Raw genomic sequence first — 18,392 nt, 5'->3', positions numbered from 1 at the left:
CGTCATGCCTTTCCACATCTCGGTGGAGCTGCTGGAGCCGCTCTACCAGGCAACCGGCATGGACGGTGAGCGCGCGGAGTGGCCGCCCCACCCGGCCCGCCTGTTCTGCGCGCTGGTCGCGCACGCCGACCTCGAGGACAACGCGCACCGGATGGCGCTGACCTGGCTGGAGGCCCAGGAGCCACCGGCGGTCACGGTGCCGGCCAAGCCCCTTGAGGCGGAACACCCGCGCGCGGCATGGGTGGTGACCAACATCGTGAACCCGGCGAAGGCGACCCACACCTTGCTGCCCGGACGCACCGCAGGCGGTGTTCCCCGCACGTGGGCGCAGAAGACGCTGTCGGGTTCGCGGATGGTGTTCAGCTGGGCCGCGGAGCCGGGGGAGGATCTCGCCCCCGTATTGAAGGAACTGGCCCGCCGGGTGCCGTACTTCGGGCGTTCGACCGGGACAGGGCTGGTGGACGCCTGGTGCGGCCCCGACGAGCCCGGCAACGGCGATGGGTGGCGAAAGTGCTGGCTGCCGGCATCCGCCGGCGAGTACCCGAAGGGCTCGCGGCCGATCCGCGTCCCCTACCGCGGGTACTTGGCCTGGCTGGAGGAGGCGTTCGAGGAGCAGCGGCCGGCCTGGAGCCAGTCGCTCACCCACCACTACCTCGACCCCGACCGCACGGACCGGCCCGAAAGGCCCGGCGTGGATGGGCCGTTCGGTGACCTGTTGACGTTCTCGTTCGCCCCGGGGGTGGCGCTGGACCCGCGGTGGACGTTGGAGCTGACCGGCCGGCTGCGGGGCGCGGTGATGAGCACCCTGGAGGCGATGGGCCACGACGTCGAGGCGATGACCACGGTCCACGGCCACAAGAACAGCCCGGACGACCCGCGGCCGGTGGCCTACCTCGCGCTGCCGTTCGCCGGCCACCGCCACGCCGACGGGATGCTGCGCGGCCTGGGCATCGCCCTGCCCCGCGAGATGCCCAAGCGGGACCGCAAGGCGGTGCTCGCCGCGCTGCTCCACCACGACGGTGGGCTGCGCCGCATCCGCCTGGCTGACGGGCAGCCGCTGGACCTGGAGCGGGTCGGTCCCGCGGACCAGGACTCGTGGCCGCTGACCGTTCAACCATGGGCCTGGCAGGAGCCTTCGACGGTGTGGGCCACGGTGCTGCCGATGGTCCTCGACCGCTTCCCCAAGAACGGTGACCCGTACTGGGCGGACTCGGTCACCGCCAGCTGCGTGGCGGCCGGGCTGCCCGAACCGGTGCGGGTGCGGGTGAGCCCGCACCACGCCATGGTCCCCGGCGCGCGCCACGCGGGCGGCTTCCCGGTGCGACGCAAGGACGGGGAGCGGCCGCTGCCGAGCTGCCATGTGCGCCTGGCCTTCCCGGTCCCGGTCACGGGGCCGGTGGTGCTGGGCAGCAAGAAGAACTTCGGCCTGGGCTTGTGCCGGCCGGAGCCCGGCTTTCAGGAGGATGACCAGTGACGGGCACCGAGCGGCTGCCGGCGATCGCCGCAGCCGAGTTCGCCGACTTCTTCCGGGAGGTCCACCACCACACCCACTGCCCGGACGGGACACGGACCGCGGTGTGCGACCAGTGCGGGGGCTGGGCTCCGTTCCCGTGGCAGAGCGCCTACTTGAACGCCGTGGCCGACGGCGCCCACTGGTCGGACCTCGACGTGCCCACCGCGCTGGGCAAGACGACGTTCATCGACATCTGGATCTTCCTCCTCGCCTGGGAACACGCCCGCGGGCCGGGCCGGGAGCACCGGACGGTGCCGCTGCGGCTGTTCTTCTGCGTCGACCGGCGCCTGGTAGTCGACCAGGCCCACCAGCACTCCATCGAGCTGGCCGCGGCCCTCGCCGGGGCGCCGGCCGGTTCGGTGCGGGCGAAGGTCGCCGCCGCGCTGCGCGACCTCGGTGGCGGAGCGTTGCCGCTGGAGGTGGTGCGGATGCGCGGCGGCACCAGGTGGGTGTCGAACTGGGTGCGCAGCCCGGCCCAGCCGCTGGTGGTGACGTCGACCGTGGACCAGTACGGCAGCCGCCTGCTGTTCCGTGGCTACCACACCTCCCCGCAGCGTGCTCCGATCGACGCCGCCCTGACCGGGTACGACGCCCTACTCGCTCTGGACGAGGCCCACCTGTCGAAGGCCCTGCTCGCGACCGCCGCCGACACCGCGCTCTACCAGCAGACGGCAGCGCGCGGGGAGTTGGCTGCACGGGCGCTTCGGGTGGTGAGCCTGTCGGCGACCAGCGCCACCAGCGGCCGTCCCCGCCTGGGCATCGGTGACGCCGACCGCGCCCATCCGATCGCCGGGCGGCGGATCACGGCCGAGCGCCACGTGACGCTTCTGGACGCCAGCGGCTGGTCGAAGAAGCCCGCCGAGGCGTTCGCCCTCGCCGCCGGAACCGCCCTGGACGCCGTCCTTCCCCTCCTGAAGCTGCCCGCGGTCGCGGTGATCGCCAACACCATCACCCACGCCCGCGCCGCCCACGAAGCACTCTGCCGGCGCACCGACGTGGACGTGCTGCTGCTGACCGGCCGCTGCCGATCCGCGGAGCGCGACCTGCTCGTCACCGGCCCGCTGGCCGAACTCCTCATCGGCATCGACCCGGATCGCGAACGCCCCCTCGTCGTGATCAGCACCCAGACCCTCGAAGTGGGGATCGACTGCACCTTCGGAGCGATGGTCAGCGAATGCGGCGACTGGGCCTCCGCCCTGCAGCGCCTCGGACGCCTCGACCGCCGCGGCGAACTCGGCCCCGTGGCCGCGATCCTCGTACGCACCCACACTCCCGAGGACCCCGACCGCATCCCCGTCTACGGCCCGGCCGCCGCCAACACCTGGCAGTGGCTCACCCAACACACCCCCACTCGCGACACCCAGGACCCCGCCGAACTGGCCCCCCACCTCCTCGACGGCCTGATCCTCAACCCCGCCACCCTGCCCGGCCTCCTCGACGACACCGACACCGCACCGCTCACCCGCGCCGGCGAACACATCCCACCTGTCCACCAGGTACGCGTGGACGCCTTCGCCCGCACCAGCCCCATCCCCGTCCCCGACGAATCCCCTGCCCCCTTCCTCCACGGCCTCGACACCGGCCAGCCCGAAGTCCAACTCCTGTGGCGCGCCGACCTCCCCACCGACACCACCGACCCCGACGCCCTCGCCGAACACCTCCGCACCACCCCCGTCCACACCGCCGAAACCCTCTCCCTGCCCCTGGCCACCGTGCGCCGCTTCCTCACCCAACCCCGCTCGACCCCCGACACCAGCGACCTCGAAGGCCCCGACGCCGACACCACACCCGAACCCCGCAACCCACCCACCCGACTGCGCACCACCGTCCTCCAACGCGAAGCCGACGGCACCTGGACCACCCCACGCGTGGCCGCCGACCTGAAACCCGGCACCACCCTCGTCCTGCCCACCACCGCCGGCGGCCACGACACCTACGGCTGGACCGCCAGCCCCGACACCCCCGTCCCCGACCTCGGCGACCACCCCACCGACCACACCCGCACCCCGCTACGCCTCGACCCGGCCGTCCTGGCCAGCACCACCGGCGCCGCCCCCGAGCGGTTCGCCCCGATCGTCAAACAAGCCATCACCGACCTGACCACCGATCCCGACGACCCGGACGCCGTGAGCACGACCGACGCCATCCGCGCCGCGATCACCAGCCTGCTCGCCACCCTGCCCACCGACACCGCACCCGACAGCCCCACCCGACACACTCCGGCGCTGCGCCGGCGTCTGGAGAGCCTGTTGGAGGTCGCCGAGTGGCGTACCGGACGGTCGGCTGCGGCCGGGGCGGTGCTGATCGACCATGGTCGCTCGGGTCGGATCGTCCTCTTCCCGCCGCGGCTCGCCGACGCCGGCCGCTACCGGATTTCCGTGGACGACGAGGATCCGGACAGCAGCAGCCTCACCCGCACCGTCACCCTCAAGCACCACCACCAGCAGGTTGGCGAACGCGCCCGCGACTTCGCCCGGGCCGTCGGACTGCCCGACGACCTGGTCGACGCCGTCGTGCTGGCAGCCAGGGCCCACGACTGCGGGAAGCACCACCCGCGGTTCCTGTGCATGCTCTGCTCCGGTGACCGCCTGCTCGCCGAGTCCCTGCCCGAACCCCTCGCCAAGTCCGGCATGGACCCCGCCGACCGCGCCGCCCGCAGGCGCGCCGCCCGCCTGGCCAACTGGTCCAAGGACCTGCGCCACGAAGCCCTCAGCGCCGCCGCCGTCCAGACCTGGCTCGCCACCGGCCCCGCCGCCGCCCAAGGGCTCGACCACGACCTCGTCATCCACCTCGTCGCCGCGCACCACGGCTACGCCCGCCCGATGCTGCCCGCGGTCGCCGACCCCGAGCCCGTCCTCGTCGAGTGCACCATGCCCGACGACACCACCGTCACCGTCTCCAGCGCCGTGATCGGCACCGACTGGAACGGCCCCGACCGCTTCGACGCACTCAACCAGCGCTACGGCTTCTGGGGACTGGCCCTCCTGGAATCCGTCGTCCGCCTCGCCGACATCGCCTGCTCCGAAGAAGGCAACTAACAGTGCACCAACTCGAACTCCCCGCCCTGCGCGCCGACGACCCGCTCGGCTTCCTCGCCGCCCTCGGCATCCTCGAACTCACCACCACCGCCCTGACTACCAAGCCCCGCCTCCACTGGAACGGCCCTGCCGGCCCCGCCGTCCTCACCACCGACCAGCCCCTCACCCTCGACACCCTCACCAACCTCCTCACCGCCCACCTCCCACCCAAGCCCGCCCCCACGGCCGGGCAGCCGGACGACACGGCCGAGACCGAGGACCAAGACGACGAGGACACCGACACGGCCGGAACGAAGGACGAAGGCTGGGACTCCTTCCCGCACGTCCCCGGACTCCTCACCCGAACCCGCGAGGACACCACCGCCCCCAACGAAGCCCTGCGCCTTCGAGTCGACACCGCGCACCACACGCTGCGCGAACTCACCCAGACCGAACGCGAGACGGACGACCGCCAGGCCCGCTGGTTCGCCGCCCTGACCAACGTCATGTGCTTCGAGGACGTCAAACCCAAGACCGACAAGAACGACCCGGAACCTGTCGAAGGGCCGACGCCCACCACGGTCCGACGCACTCCCGTCACACCGCTGATCGCCGCCGCCGGCCAGATGACCATCACCGGCCTGACGCAGAAAGCCGTCCTCGGCTGCCACAACGACCCGCGGCAGATCCGCTCGGCCCTCGACGGCTGGCGCCGCGTCCCCGACTACGCCTCCGCCAACTTCGACCACCGCTCCCTCGGCGACGCCCACACCAACTCCGAAGGCAAGCCCTACCAACGCGGAGCCCCGGGCCCCACCTGGCTCGCCCTCCACGCCCTCGCCACCTTCCGCCTCACCGCCACCGGCCGCGCCCAGGCCGCCACCAGCTGGGACACCACCAACGGCCGCGGCGCCCTACGATGGCCCGCCTGGACACCACCCCTCACCTCCACCGCAGTCACCGTCCTCCTCGAACACCCCGCCGTCCGCGCCACCGAACCCGGCACGAACCCCAACACCGCGATACTCACCAACCTCGGCGTCACCGCCCTCTACACCGCACCTCGAACCGGCCTCAAACAATCCAACGGCCCCCTCGCCGCAAGCCGCCACCTCTGGCCCTGAACCCCACCTCCGACCACCCCACCAACCCCCGATCCTTGACAACTCCACAGCGCCAACACAGAGAACGGCATCCCGGCCGGACACGACTTCGGAACCACAAGCAGACACGAAAACACCCCACCGCACCGAAGCAACAAGTCCGAATTGCCCTAAAGGATACCCAGACAGGCGCGGCAGCCGACTCGTCGGACCATCAAGCCAGCAGCTCAGACGCCGGCGCTCCGTACCATCCCGGTGCGGCACCATCGCAGCTCCTTCACCGGGGCGATGACGAGCAGCCGCACCTCGAGGCGCTCCGTACCATCCCGGTGCGGCACCATCGCAGCGACTCCACGAACGTCACCCCGGCCATCGCCTCCGGGAGGCGCTCCGTACCATCCCGGTGCGGCACCATCGCAGCCAACTCGCCGTCCACTGGACGGCCGGCGCCAGCGCGCGTCGCTCCACACCATCCCGGTGCGGCACCATCGCAGCAGCTTCTGCCAGCGGTAGCCGCCGCGGTGTGAGGGCGTCGCTCCGCACCATCCCAGTGCGGCACCATCGCAGCGACATGGTCCGCAGCCGCCGCGGTGTGAGGGCGTCGCTCCGCACCATCCCAGTGCGGCACCATCGCAGCGACATGGTCCGCGCGGCCGTCCCGGCCGAGGTGGCCGTCGCTCCGCACCGTCCCGGTGCGGCACCATCGCAGCTACTACCCCGAGATCGGCGAGGACCCCGGCTCGGACGTCGCTCCGCACCATCCCGATGCGGCACCATCGCAGCGCCGAGATCGCGGCGCACGTCTACACGGTGCAGACGTCGCTCCGCACCGTCCCGGTGCGGCACCCTCGAAACGGCAACTGCGACTGGGGCGCGGTCCGGCACGGCCAGGTCGCTCCGTACCTCCCCGGTACGGCACCGTCGCAGGCAGCCGATGTACACCCCGACCGGGGGCAGGGACGCGGGCCGCTCCGCACGTTCCGGTGCGGCACCATCACAGCAATTTCGACACCAGCCGCGCCCGGCACGGCATCACCAGTGCGGCACCATCGCGGGCTCGCCGCCCAGGCGCTCAGCAAGCTCACCAGTGGCGCTCGCTCCGCACCATCCCGGTGCGGCAGCATCGCAGCAAGGGGGACCTCGGCGGCTTGGTGACCGCTGCACGGGCGCCCCGCACCTTCCCGGTGCGGCACCATCACAGCCACCACCCGGCGGTCACCCAGGCCGTCGTCGAGGTTGAGGAGGTCGTCTCTCCGCACCATCGCGGTGGGGCACCATCGCGGCTTCGAGGGCGTCGACTTCCCCGGCCATACGAACCTGTTGCTCCGCACCAGCCCGGTGCGGCACCATCGCAGCCTGATGCACAGGCCCAGCAGTTCGAGCTCGCAGTCCCTCATGCGACGCACCTAACCGGTGCTGCACCATCGCAGCTCTACCTCCCGCGGGCTACCGGGGTCAGTCCTCGGTCACTCCGCACCCTCCCGGTGCGGCACCATCGCAGCTGACCGACCAGCGGGCCGAGCGCGCCCACCCGGGCGTGTCGCACCGTCCCGGTGCGACATCATCACAGCAGCCCGATTCGCGGCCTCGCCTCCCGGGCCGCGAGATCGCTCCGCATCGTGCCGGTGCGGCACCATCGCAGCTCGCCGATCTGCCACAGCAGCTGTGCTTTGCTGTTCTCCTTCCGCACCCTGCTGGTGCGGCACAATCGAAGCCACGCTGCCGGCGGACGCCTGGTGGGCATCTACCCAGCCGCTCCACACCGCCCCGGTGCGGCACCATGACAGCCTTCGGCAGGCTGCTATGCCGATTCAGGCTCTCCTGCTCGCTCCACACCATTTCGGGGCGGCACCATCGCAGTCGCAACGACGCGACGGCTGGCTCGGACCGCAGCGACCTCGCTCTGCACCTCACCGGCGCAACACCATCTCAGCTCGAAGGCATCGTCCGCACGGAGCTCTGGCGGCAGTTGCTCCGCACCAACTCGGTGCGGCACCATCGCGGCTCCAGGCCGACCACCCAGGAGCCGACCGCCGCCGCCTCGCTCCGCCGCACCATCTCGGTGCGGCACCATCGCAGCGCGCGAGCCTCGTCGTAGTCGCTGCCGGTCCAGCCGGTCGCTCCGCACCATCCCGGTGCGGCACCATCGCAGCGCCAGATAGTCAGCAAACCCCAGGTGCCCAACTCCGCTTCCTTCGTACTTCACCGGTGCGGCACCATCGCAGCATCCTCATCAAGACGGTCACGTGGTGGGCGCCGACGTCGCTCCGCGCCATCCCGGTGCGGCACCATCGCAGCGTCTTCTCGGCCGTGCCGGCGTCCCTGTCGTACGCGGTCGCTCCGCACCGTCCCGGTGCGGCACCATCGCAGCACTTCGCGGGTGCCAGGGATCGTCCCCACGGTCAGGTCGCTCCGGGCCATCCCGGGACGGCACCATCGCAGCGCCTACGGCCCGACACACCCACCGCCCCGGCGTCGGCCCCGCTCCGCACCGTTCCGGCCACCATCGCAGCTTCCAGGCGTCCTTGACGACCTTTTCGCCCGCGTCGCCTCGCTCCCGCACCATCGCAGCGCCGCTGAGGCTGGGATGACGCCGTTGAACAGGTATGTCACCCCGTGCCCTCTCGGTACAGCACCATCGCAGCCTCGATCTCCCGACCGTGACGACCACCCGAGCCAGCATGTTGCTTCGCACCCTCCCGGTGCGGCACCATCGCAGCTTCGACGGCAAGGAGAGCGGCGAGTACAACCGCCTCGTCGCTCCGCTCCGTCTCGGTGCGGCACCATCGCAGCATGATCAGGGGAGACGCTCCATGCCAGCAGCACCGCGTCGCTCCGCACCCTCCCGGTGCGGCACCATCGCAGCGTCGTCCTCCGGTCCTACCGCCAGGGCGTGCGCGCAGTCGCAGCTCGACTGACCAGCTGGACACACTCAACGTCGCCGGCCTGTCGCTCCGCACCGTCCTGGTGCGGCACCATCGCAGCAAGCCCACGCTGCCGGAAAGCGTGAAGTCACCGACGGACGCGCCGCACGATCACGGTGCGGCACCATCGCAGCAGCTTGAAGGTGCGGATGGGTGCGTAGAACCACTGGTCGCTCCGCACCATCCCGGTGCGGCACCATCGCAGCAGCCAGATCGTGATGTCGGCGCCGAGGCGGGGCACCGTCGCTCCGCATCGTCCCGGTGCGGCAACTGCGGCTCCACCGCAGCCAGAGGACGATGTCGGCGAGCCAGCCCGGGGTCGAGCGCGCCTCCGCGCCTCACCGGTAGGGCACGATCACAGCTACCGGGCAGTGGCGCGCACGGGTACCCGAAGACCGATTCCTCCGCACTTCACCGGTACGGCACCATCTCAGCCCCGCACCGTAGACCGGATGCCCGCAGGCGTCCAGCATCGCTCCGCTCCGTCTCGGTGCGGCACCATCGCAGCGCCGTTGTCCGGCGCTCCGTCGACGATCGCGTCGACCGGGCAAAAGGCCGACGTGGACCAGCTACAGTGCGGCGGACCGCTCGGTCGCGGCCTCCGCGTCGGGGTGCGGGGTGCCTGCCGCCAGAGCCGCGGGTGGGCTCGCCGGGGTTCCGCCCGGTAGCAGGCGGCGCCACCAGGCCGGTCGGTCGGGCGAAGGGTGGCGCAGGTGCGAGTACCGCACCACCGCCTGCGGGGTGGCTGTGCGAACCCAGACCGGGGCCCCGACGGTGATCCGGTGGGTGCCTTCGAACTGCGTGCCGTCGAGGTGCCAGCGCTCGGGGTCGAGCGTGACGTCGCTGTAGACAACGGCCAGCCACTCGGCCTCGTCAGCGTGCCCGAGTGCCCACGGGCGCGTCCAGGGCTCCTCCGAGTCGGTCTCGGAGCGGTCCCGGTCGCCGGTGGCGATCTTCAACGCCTCGAAGGCGAGCTCCTGTTCGTCCCAGCCGGAGGTGTTGCGGGTGCCGCGGCTCGCGAGCAGCTCGTTGACCGCGTACCAGGCCGAGGAGGTTCCCCCTTCGACGGCTTCGCCGGCGCGGAAGTCGGCCGTGTTGTCGACGCTGCCGAACAGGCACAGATCGACCCGCCGGCCGGAGCTGTTCCGGGTCCGGATGTGCAGCACTATGCCCTTGTCCCGTTGGGGGCCGACGGTGAAAGCGGAGAACGCGACCCTGCCCAGCCCGCCGGCGAACCGCGCCTGCGGCTCGTCGTAGGTGACGGCGATGCTGCCCCGCAGGGCCTTCGCCAGCCGCTCCGCCGTCTTGATCCTGCTCCGCTCGTAGCCCTCCGGCCGCTGGAAGGCGAAGACCGGGAGTCCGAAACCGAACACCGACGCCGGGGTACTCGCGGTGGAGATCCGCCATGGAGCGTCCAGCCGCAGGCCGTTGTCGCGCGCGATGACGCGGATCCGCCGCTCCGACCAGTACCGGTATGTGGTGACTTCGCCGATCCGCCGCACCAGCACCTCCTCAAGTGCCGAGAGCCTACCGAGGACCGCGTCGGCCTTCGGTCCTCTGCACTGCAGGGCAGCACGGCCTAATCGTCACGCAAAGCAACCGATTCAACGACTCCCATGAGCCAGTAGCCACCGCCGCGCAGGGCGAGGCCGAGAGCGGGTAACGATTTTGACGGTGGGACGCCACCTGAGGGGCCCTCGGCCGTGGCCAACTTTCGCCACGCAAGCGGGATTTCCGCCAAGAACATGACCGGAAATCGATTGTTACGATCCAGCATCGATCACCGAGCGTGATCGGGAAATCGGGCAAACCGGGCACACTGAAAGGGGCCCGCCCCCGCGATTCGAGCCCGTGGTCCCAAAGTGGTCCCAAACAGTATGCGAACCAATTTCCCTGGTCCCTGACGGACCGTCACGCAAAAGGCCGCTGACCTGGGCGTTAACCCGGCCAACGGCCTTTCCGACTCACGTCGGGACGACAGGATTTGAACCTGCGACCCCTTGACCCCCAGTCAAGTGCGCTACCAAGCTGCGCCACGTCCCGTGGTCTCGTGGCCCGGGCTGAGCCTGGGGGGCTCTGCTTCGGGTTTCTCGACCTTGTCGGCCGGTTAACCCGGCGACGTGGAAAACAATACAGCACGTCGGGGGGTGCTCGCTGCAGGGTTGTCGGGGGGCGGGTGGAGGTGGTGGGTCAGGGGGTGGGGTGGCGGGCGTCGTAGCGGAGGAAGGCGGGGCGGCGGGCGGCGAGGAGGAGGATGGCGGCGACGCAGGCGAGGCCGCCGCTGACGACGGAGACGGTCGGGCTGGTGAGGGAGGCGACGGCGCCGGACTCGAAGTCGCCGAGGCGGGGGCCGCCGGCGACGACCACGATGAAGACGCCCTGGAGGCGGCCGCGCATCTCGTCGGGGGCGGCGACCTGCATCATCGTGTTGCGGAAGATCATGCTGATGGTGTCCGCGCAGCCGGCGGCGGCGAGCAGGAGGAGGCCGAGCCAGAGGTTGCGGGCCAGGCCGAAGGCGGCGATGGCGAGGCCCCAGGCGGCGACGGCGGTCATGACGGCGGCACCCTGGCGGTGGATGCGGCCGACCCAGCCGGAGAAGAGGGCGCCGGCCAGGGCGCCGACGGCGGGGGCGGCGGCGAGCAGGCCGACGGTGCGGGCGTCGCCGCCGTAGAAGGTGATGGCGAGGGCCGGGAAGAGGGCGCGCGGCATGCCGAAGATCATCGCGGCGAGGTCGGCGAGGAAGCTGGTGCGCAGGTTGGGCTGCTCGCGCAGGAAGCGCAGGCCGTCGAGGACGGAGGCGCGGCCCTTGCGTTCGCCGAGCGGGCGCATGGCGGGCAGGCGCTACATCGCGTAGAGGGTGGCTCCGAAGGCGACGGTGTCGACCAGGTAGGCGGCCTGGACCCCGTAGGCGCCGATGAGCAGGCCGCCGATCATGGGGCCGACGGTGAGGCCGAGGTTCATGCTGACGGTGTTCAGGGCGTTGGCGGCGGGGAGCCGCTCGGCGGGGACTAGACGCGGGATCATCGCCGAGCGGGCGGGCGAGGCGAGCGCGAAGAAGGCGGCCTGGAGGGCCACCGCGACGTAGAGGAGCGCGACGAGGCCGAGGCCCGCGATCGCCTGGGCGGCGAGGACGGCGGACACGACGGCGAGGCCGGCCGAGCCGATCAGGCCGAGGCGGCGGCGGTCGGCGGTGTCGGCGATGGCGCCGCCGTAGAGACCGAAGGCGATCAGCGGGACCAGCGAGAAGAGGCCGACCAGGCCGGTGGCGAAGGTGGAACCGGTCAGGTCGTAGACCTGCACGGAGACGGCGACGGCCGTCATCTGCTGGCCTATGGAGGAGATGGACTGGCCGAACCAAACCCGCCGGTAGTCGGCGTGGTCGCGCAACGGGCTGAGGTCGGCGAAGGCCCCCCGGGCCAGCCGCCGGTAGCGGGACCGCGGCAGCGCAGTGGAAGGGGCGGGAGGCGCGGTGGTCACGGCGGGGGTCGGCGGCGAGTCTCCGTCGGCCGGCGAATTGGCAGGATGATTGGTCGACACAGTGCCCCATCGTCGTCCCGGCCGCCCCGGCCGCGGACACCGGGGGGCGTTTGCCGCCGCTCGACCCCGGCTTCACCGCCGCCCGGTGGGACGGCCCTGTCCCTCCCGACGTCACCACAGCCCGACGTCAGCGCGGCCCGACGTCACCACAGCCCGATGCCACCGCAGCACGCCGTCAGCGCGGCCCGACGTTCTCCAGGATCCGGTCCAGCAGCGTCGCGAGCTGCGCGACCTCCCGGTCGCTGAGGCCCTTGAGCATGTCCTGCTGGCTGCTGACCGCGACGGAGGAGATCCGGTTGTACAGCTCCTCGCCGTCGGGCGCGATCTCGACGGTCGCCGCCCGGCGGTCGACGTCGGTGCGCTTGCGGACGACCAGGCCGCGCCGCTCCATCGACTCCAGGTGTCGGGAGAGCGTCGGGCCCTCGATGTTCAGGTACTGGGCGAGTGCGCGCTGGATCATCGGACCCTCGAGCTTGAGAGCGGCGAGCACCGTCCAGGCCGCGAAGGTCGCGCCGGCCTCGGCGAGGCGCTCCTCGAAGAACGCGCGACAGGACTTCGCGGTCAGGTGCAGCTTGGGTGCGACGCTGCTCCGCAGCCACGTCGGACCGGCGTCCGCCTCGGCGGCGAACCGTTCTTCGCTCTGCCGGCCGGGCATCCGAACCTCCCGTTCATCACGAAATCCTCCGTGGAAGCGTAGCGCCGACCGGTGCGTCGAGAGTCCGGGTCGGTCGACCGCAGCACGCGGCACAACAGCGGCCCGCACCGCGCAGCCGCGGTGCGGGCCCTTCCCCGCGCACCCCGGAAGGGCCCGCGGACGGGAGTTCAGAGCGGGACGACCCGGAACAGCGGAATCCGCTCCGCCGCCTGCTCGAAGCTCTCCGGCCGCTTGTCCGGCACCACGCCGTTCTTCACGAAGATGCTCGCACCCATCGGGACCTGGGTCGGGAACTGCCGGGCGATCGGCCCGCGCTCGTGCGGCGGCACCTCCACCAACCCGACCCGCCGCGCCTTGCGGCCGCGCACCAGCACGCCCTCGCCGGCCGCCCGGACGTTCTTCACCCAGTCCGACCCGGGGAACGCCTGCAGGATGTACATCCTGCCGCCGACCGTCACCGGCGCGACCGGATTGGTGTACTCACGGCCGGACTTGCGGCCCTTCACCTTCAACAGCTGCATCGGGCCGACCGGCAGGCCCATCCGGTGGAAGACCTCCATCATCTTGTTGCCGAACCTCTGGAACCCGGTGACCCGGACGCGGGCGGTGGCGGACATGTTGGGTGCTCTCCTCTGATGGAGTGTGCGGTCAGCAAGGGACGCCCGCCCGGTGCGGGCGCCGCGCGACGCCCGGCCGTACGAGGCCGACGGCGTACGCCCCGGGGACCCTCCCCTTGCCGGCCGGTCCAGCGGTCGTCACGCCGCCCACCTCCCTTCGGACGGAGCCCGGACGGCAGTCGATCGACGGCGCCCGGCCTGGCCCGACCGGCAGGGGCCTGGCCGCCCGAGGAATATAAATAGCTTGCTATCTAAGTAGCGTGGCACGCTCCCGGAAGGCTGTCAACGCAAAGCCTGTGACCCCCAACTCCCCTACCAGGGCATGCCGGTGGGGCGCGAACCGGTTCCTCCAGCCCCCACGCGCTGCTCGTACGGTTGAGACACCATCGGGCCGAAGCGGCGTCCGCGCAGGACGGTTCGCTCTGCGAGGACTACGGGCAGGGGCGGACCGCTGCCGGCGCCGCAGCCCGGGGACCGAGTTCTGGAACGCCTTCTACGCCGACGCCGAGTGACCGGCCCCGGAGCACCCGCCCGGCGGGGCGGGATGCTCCGGGGCCCCGAGCCTCGGCCCCCGGGCCCTATCGGGTGAGGACCTGCTTCTCGCCCGCCTCCACCGGGAAGTCCAGCCGGTTGCCGGGCGGCGGGAAGGGGCAGATGAAGTGGTCCGCGAAGGCGCAGGGCGGCAGATAGGCGCGGTTGAGGTCCAGCACCGTGCGGCCGTCCTGGTCGGGGGCGGGCAGGGTGACGAAGCGGAACCGGTAGGTGTCCCGGCCGCTGGTCGCGTCGGCGATCACCCCGCTCAGCCGACCGTCGCCCGAGCGGCTGACCGTCAGGGTGCGGTGCTCGCCGGCGACGGTGAACGCGATCCGGCCGGTCACCGCGAGCGGGCGCTCCTTGCCGTCGGCGTTCGGGACGAGCACTGCCTGCCCGGCGCCCTCCTCGAAGGGGGTGAAGACCGCCGGAACGGCCCATTCCGGCGCGTAGGGGTAGGCCGAGATCCCGGCGAACGACGCCCGCCCGGGCGATTCCGGGTCGAAGACCCGCAAGGCCGGTTCGCCCTCACGCTCGATCGGCACCAGCAGCACCCCGCCGAGCGAGGCGGTGTCCGGCGCCGGGTCGGTGTCCGGGCGCAGCAGCACCTCGCCGTCGACGGGGGTGTCTGCCCCCGCGACGGTGACGCCGTCGGCCGCCGCCGCCCGCAGCCGCACTCCCTCCGCGTCCGCCCACCAGACTCCGGGCAGGCCGTCGATCGCCGTCGGCTCCGGCTCCAGCCAGTGCGTGCCGGTGAGCGCCAGCTGGCCGTGCGGCGCGCTGACGGCCGCCGCCCGTCCGTCGCTCCAGTGCTGCCATTCCTCCGCGGCCGTCGCCGTCATCGGCTCGCCCTCCCACTCAGGTCAAGGGCCCGCGGGGCGGGCCGTCCGTTCTCCGTCACCCCATCGAACATCCGGTACCCGGGCAGGGCATTCCCGGGCCCGGACACCGCCACACGGTCGTCGCACGGCCGTCATACCGCAGTCATACCGGTCAACACGCCGTTCGCACCCGCCACTGCCGCCCGTCAGGCCTTGATCCGGCGGAACAGGCCCTCCTGCACCACCGACACCACCAGCTGCCCGCTCCGGTCGAAGATCTGCCCGCGCGCCAGCCCCCGGGCACCGTGGGCGATCGGGGACTCCTGCTGGTAGAGCAGCCAGTCGTCGGTCCGGAACGGCCGGTGGAACCACATCGCGTGGTCGAGCGAGGCCATGTCGAAGTGCCGGGTGCCCCAGAGCGGCTCGACCGGGGCCCGGACGGCGTCCAGCAGTGTCATGTCACTCGCGTAGGTGAGCGCGCAGACGTGGATCAGCGGGTTGTCCGGCAGCTTCCCGTTGGTGCGCAGCCAGACGCCGCTGCGCGCCTCGACACCGGCGAGCTCCTCGGTGCTCCAGCGCAGCCGGTCGACGTAGCGGATGTCGAAGGGCTGGCGCCGGCTGATGAACGGGGGCAGCTCGCCGAGCCGGGAGCCGACCTCGTCCAGTGCGCTCGGCAGCTTCTCCGGGCCGGGCACGTCGGGCACCGGGAACTGGTGCTCGATGCTGTCGGGCTCCGGGGTGTGGAAGTCGGCGGTCAGCGCGAAGATCGACCGCCCGCCCTGGATCGCCAGCACCCGGCGGGTGGTGAACGAGCGGCCGTCCCTGAGCCGGTCCACCTGGTAGACGATCGGCACCCCCGGCACGCCGGGCCGCAGGAAGTACGCGTGCAGCGAGTGGACCGGCCGGTCGTCGTCCACGGTGCGCCCCGCCGCCACCAGCGCCTGGCCGGCCACCTGCCCGCCGAACGTGCGCTGGAGCGCCTCCTCGGGGCTGCGCCCGCGGAAGATGTTCAGCTCGATCTGCTCAAGGTCCAGCAGTGCGACGAGATCGTCGACGGGGGTAGCCATGGGGCACTTCCTCTCCGGGCGGCCAACCGGGCCGGAGGTCTTCCGCCCCGCCGCCGACAGCCCGTTTCTCTCGAATTCTCCAGCTCAATCGAATTCCTCAGCGAGCCGGGGCATTCCCCTCACCCGGGCCGACCGCACCAATTCACTCGAACGAGGTCGAACAGTAGCCCCTGCGCGGAAGGCCACCGCAGGTGGGAGCGGAGCAGGAGCGGGCGGGAACGGGACCGGAAGCGGGCTCGGAGCAGGGTGGGAGCGGCACGGCACCGGTCACAGGCCCGACTGCCGGACGGTGATGTTCAGCCGCCCGGTCAGCCCCAGCGCCGGGTCCGCCGTCCCGGGCAGGGTCCGCACCACACCGTGGTAGGCGAACCGGGCCGGGCCGCCGAACACCAGCAGGTCGCCGCCACGCAGCTCCAGATCGGTCCACGGCCTGGTCCTGGTCTCCGTGTTGCCGAGCCGGAAGACGCAGGTGTCGCCGAGCGACAGCGAGACCACCGGGGCGTCGGCGCGCTCGTCGCGGTCCTGGTGCAGGCCCATCCGGGCACCGTGCGGGTAGTGGTTGACGATCGCGACGTCCGGCTCGTAGCCGACGGCCCCGGCGATGCCGCCGATACCGCCGCCGATACCGCCGCCCATGCCGCCGACAGCACCAGTACCGCCGTCACCGCCGACCGCGGGCCCGTACGCCTCGGCCACCGCCCGCCGGGCGAGCGTGCCGAGCTCGGACGGAAAGGGTTTGACCGGGGTGCCGTCCTCGGCGGTGTCGGAGTAGCCGTAGGGATACCAGTGACGGCCCAGACTGACCATCCGGACGGACATCGTCCCGCCGGTGGGCATCCGGACGGTGTGCATCCCCGCGGGCGGGCGAGCCCAGTCCCGGCAGGCGGCGACCAGACGCGACTGCGCCGCCGCGTCGAGCCAGCCGGGGAGCAGCACCGCCCCCGGAGCCGGCTCCGACCGTCCGCGCTCGGGAGAGGCGTCGAAGAGTCCGCCGAACAACTCGTCCTGGGTCACGTCCCCATCCTCGCGCACCCGTCCGACAACGGGCGGGCGCGGCGACTCCCGCACACGACAACGCCCGCACACGGCGGCGACCGCACACGACAACGCCCGACACGGCGGCGACCGCGCACGACGACGACCGCACGCGGCGACGCCGACGCACCACAACCGCCGGAAACCCCCGACGGCCGCCCTCCCGTGGTGCGGGAGGACGGCCGTGGAGGCGTGGATCGGGCGGCGTCGGACCGGACGCCGCCGGATCAGCCGGTCTCGGATCGACCGGCGTCGGATCAGACGGTGAGGGTCTGGCCCGGGAGGATCAGGTTCGGGTCGGCACCGATGACCTTGGAGTTGTTGTCGTACAGGGCGTGCCAGTCGATGCCCTTGGCGGCGGCGATGCTGCTCAGGGTGTCGCCGGCCTTGACGGTGTAGGTGCCGTTGACCTGCTTGGCGTCGTTCGAGGTCCAGGACTTGCCGGACTTCGCGGCCTTGTCGGCCTTCGGCGCGGCGTCCGCCTTCGGCGCGGCCTGGGGGGCCTCGACGGTCTTGGGGGCCACGGCAGCCTTGGGGGCCTCGACGGCCTTCGGAGCGGCGGTCTTCGGGGCCTCGACGGCCTTCGGGGCGGCCGGCTTCGGGGCCTCGACAGCCTTGGGGGCGGCCGGCTTCGGCGCCTCGACGGCCTTCGGGGTGGAGGTGTCGACCGCGGCGGCGGCGCCGCCCTTGGTCAGACCGGCCTTCACGGAGCAGACGGGCCAGGCGCCCGGGCCCTGCGAGGCGAGCACCTTCTCGGCGACGGCGATCTGCTGCGCCTTGGTGGCCAGGTTGGCCTGCGAGGCGTAGGCGGTGCCACCGAAGGCGGCCCAGGTGCTGGAGGTGAACTGCAGACCGCCGTAGAAACCGTTGCCGGTGTTGATGGCCCAGTTGCCACCGCTCTCGCACTGGGCGACAGCGTCCCAGGTGGAGACCGAGGCGGCCGAGGCCGAGGTGGCCGTGACGAGGCCGGCCACCGGCAGGGCCGCGACAGCGGCGCCCGCCACGACAGCCATCCGGACGCGGTTGCGCTTGGTGGCGGTGGTGGTGGCAGCGGCGGTCTCGTTACGGAAGGTCATGAGGTTCCTCTCGACAGCCCCGGGAGGGCATGCGGAACCAAGCCCTGGAGGGTCTGGAATCGCTCGCCGCGTCCGTCGGGCGGCCGGAGACGTGTCGGACGTTCCGTGCCGCCCCGGCCACCCGCCACGCACCGGCGACCTGTTCGAGCGGTCGCGTCGGTGGGCACTGCCGGCGCCGGTGCGAACCGGCGGGCTGTGCGTCGGGGGTGAACCCGGGTGGTGCTCGTTGCACCGCCAATGAAGCTACGAGGCGGGCGGCCGGGGTTCAAACAGTCGGAGGTCTCCCCAGCTCAGCACGGCGTTACCGGCGGTAACGACCATGTAAATGTGTCCAATTTGTCCGTTTTAACCGTCATTTCCTAGATCAAACACCGGCGGGCCGTGACTCACCTCACCGTTTCGTTCCGGCAGTCCCGCCGCCGAGATCGACAGATTGCGACGCTTCGAGCACCCTGCGCGATCGGATCAGAGGCAATTCCCGTCACCCCCACCCCCC

Annotated in this window: 11 protein-coding genes, 1 tRNA gene and 1 pseudogene; 3 read left to right on the top strand and 10 right to left on the bottom strand. The window is 71.9% G+C overall.

The features are described from left to right. Nucleotides 1-4: 4 nt before the first annotated feature. Genes csb2 through SM793_RS04100 form a run of 3 tightly spaced genes read left to right on the top strand, consistent with a single transcriptional unit; the run spans nucleotide 5 to nucleotide 5,654 of the window. Nucleotides 5-1,474, top strand: coding sequence for a type I-U CRISPR-associated protein Csb2 (csb2, locus tag SM793_RS04110; protein ID WP_320436597.1), 1,470 nt, complete (start codon nucleotides 5-7; stop codon nucleotides 1,472-1,474). After that, nucleotides 1,471-4,551, top strand: a complete 3,081-nt coding sequence (gene cas3u, locus SM793_RS04105; protein ID WP_320436596.1) for a type I-U CRISPR-associated helicase/endonuclease Cas3 — start codon at nucleotides 1,471-1,473, stop codon at nucleotides 4,549-4,551. The genes csb2 and cas3u overlap by 4 nt, the downstream gene beginning before the upstream one ends. Nucleotides 4,552-4,553: 2 nt before the next feature. After that, nucleotides 4,554-5,654: a hypothetical protein gene (locus SM793_RS04100; RefSeq protein ID WP_320436595.1), complete on the top strand. Its 1,101-nt coding sequence runs from the start codon at nucleotides 4,554-4,556 to the stop codon at nucleotides 5,652-5,654. A 2,991-nt stretch (nucleotides 5,655-8,645) separates the two neighbouring features. Here the strand turns inward: SM793_RS04100 and SM793_RS04095 are convergent. The 10 genes and pseudogenes from SM793_RS04095 to SM793_RS04050 form a co-directional block, all read right to left on the bottom strand. Next, nucleotides 8,646-8,798, bottom strand: a complete 153-nt coding sequence (locus tag SM793_RS04095) for a hypothetical protein (protein WP_320436594.1) — start codon at nucleotides 8,796-8,798, stop codon at nucleotides 8,646-8,648. Between the two features lie 328 nt (nucleotides 8,799-9,126). Next, entirely contained in the window at nucleotides 9,127-10,059 is a 933-nt protein-coding gene (locus SM793_RS04090; protein WP_320436593.1) for a hypothetical protein, read from the bottom strand. 467 nt (nucleotides 10,060-10,526) lie between these two features. After that, nucleotides 10,527-10,600, bottom strand: a tRNA-Pro gene (locus tag SM793_RS04085). 147 nt (nucleotides 10,601-10,747) lie between these two features. Next, a pseudogene (locus SM793_RS04080) lies at nucleotides 10,748-12,034 on the bottom strand (MFS transporter). Nucleotides 12,035-12,269: 235 nt separating this feature from the next. Next, nucleotides 12,270-12,749: a MarR family winged helix-turn-helix transcriptional regulator gene (locus SM793_RS04075; RefSeq protein WP_320436592.1), complete on the bottom strand. Its 480-nt coding sequence runs from the start codon at nucleotides 12,747-12,749 to the stop codon at nucleotides 12,270-12,272. A 167-nt stretch (nucleotides 12,750-12,916) separates the two neighbouring features. Next, complete coding sequence (locus tag SM793_RS04070; protein ID WP_320436591.1) at nucleotides 12,917-13,366, bottom strand: nitroreductase/quinone reductase family protein; 450 nt, start codon at nucleotides 13,364-13,366, stop codon at nucleotides 12,917-12,919. 578 nt (nucleotides 13,367-13,944) lie between these two features. Beyond that, a complete protein-coding gene (locus SM793_RS04065; protein ID WP_320436590.1) occupies nucleotides 13,945-14,739 on the bottom strand; it encodes a DUF1684 domain-containing protein in 795 nt (264 codons plus the stop codon). A gap of 185 nt (nucleotides 14,740-14,924) precedes the next feature. Next, complete coding sequence (locus SM793_RS04060; RefSeq protein WP_320436589.1) at nucleotides 14,925-15,785, bottom strand: acyl-CoA thioesterase II; 861 nt, start codon at nucleotides 15,783-15,785, stop codon at nucleotides 14,925-14,927. A 267-nt stretch (nucleotides 15,786-16,052) separates the two neighbouring features. Then, nucleotides 16,053-16,799 carry an alpha-ketoglutarate-dependent dioxygenase AlkB gene (locus SM793_RS04055; protein ID WP_320436588.1) on the bottom strand — a complete coding sequence of 249 codons (747 nt, stop codon included), beginning with the start codon at nucleotides 16,797-16,799 and terminating at the stop codon, nucleotides 16,053-16,055. Between the two features lie 278 nt (nucleotides 16,800-17,077). Continuing rightward, nucleotides 17,078-17,896 carry a transglycosylase family protein gene (locus SM793_RS04050; protein ID WP_320436587.1) on the bottom strand — a complete coding sequence of 273 codons (819 nt, stop codon included), beginning with the start codon at nucleotides 17,894-17,896 and terminating at the stop codon, nucleotides 17,078-17,080. Between the last annotated feature and the right edge of the window lie 496 nt (nucleotides 17,897-18,392).

Source organism: Kitasatospora purpeofusca (assembly GCF_034043715.1).
Lineage (GTDB): Bacteria > Actinomycetota > Actinomycetes > Streptomycetales > Streptomycetaceae > Kitasatospora > Kitasatospora purpeofusca_A.
The sequence above is the reverse complement of the archived record's forward strand: the minus strand, read 5'-3'. Positions and strand labels throughout refer to the sequence as shown.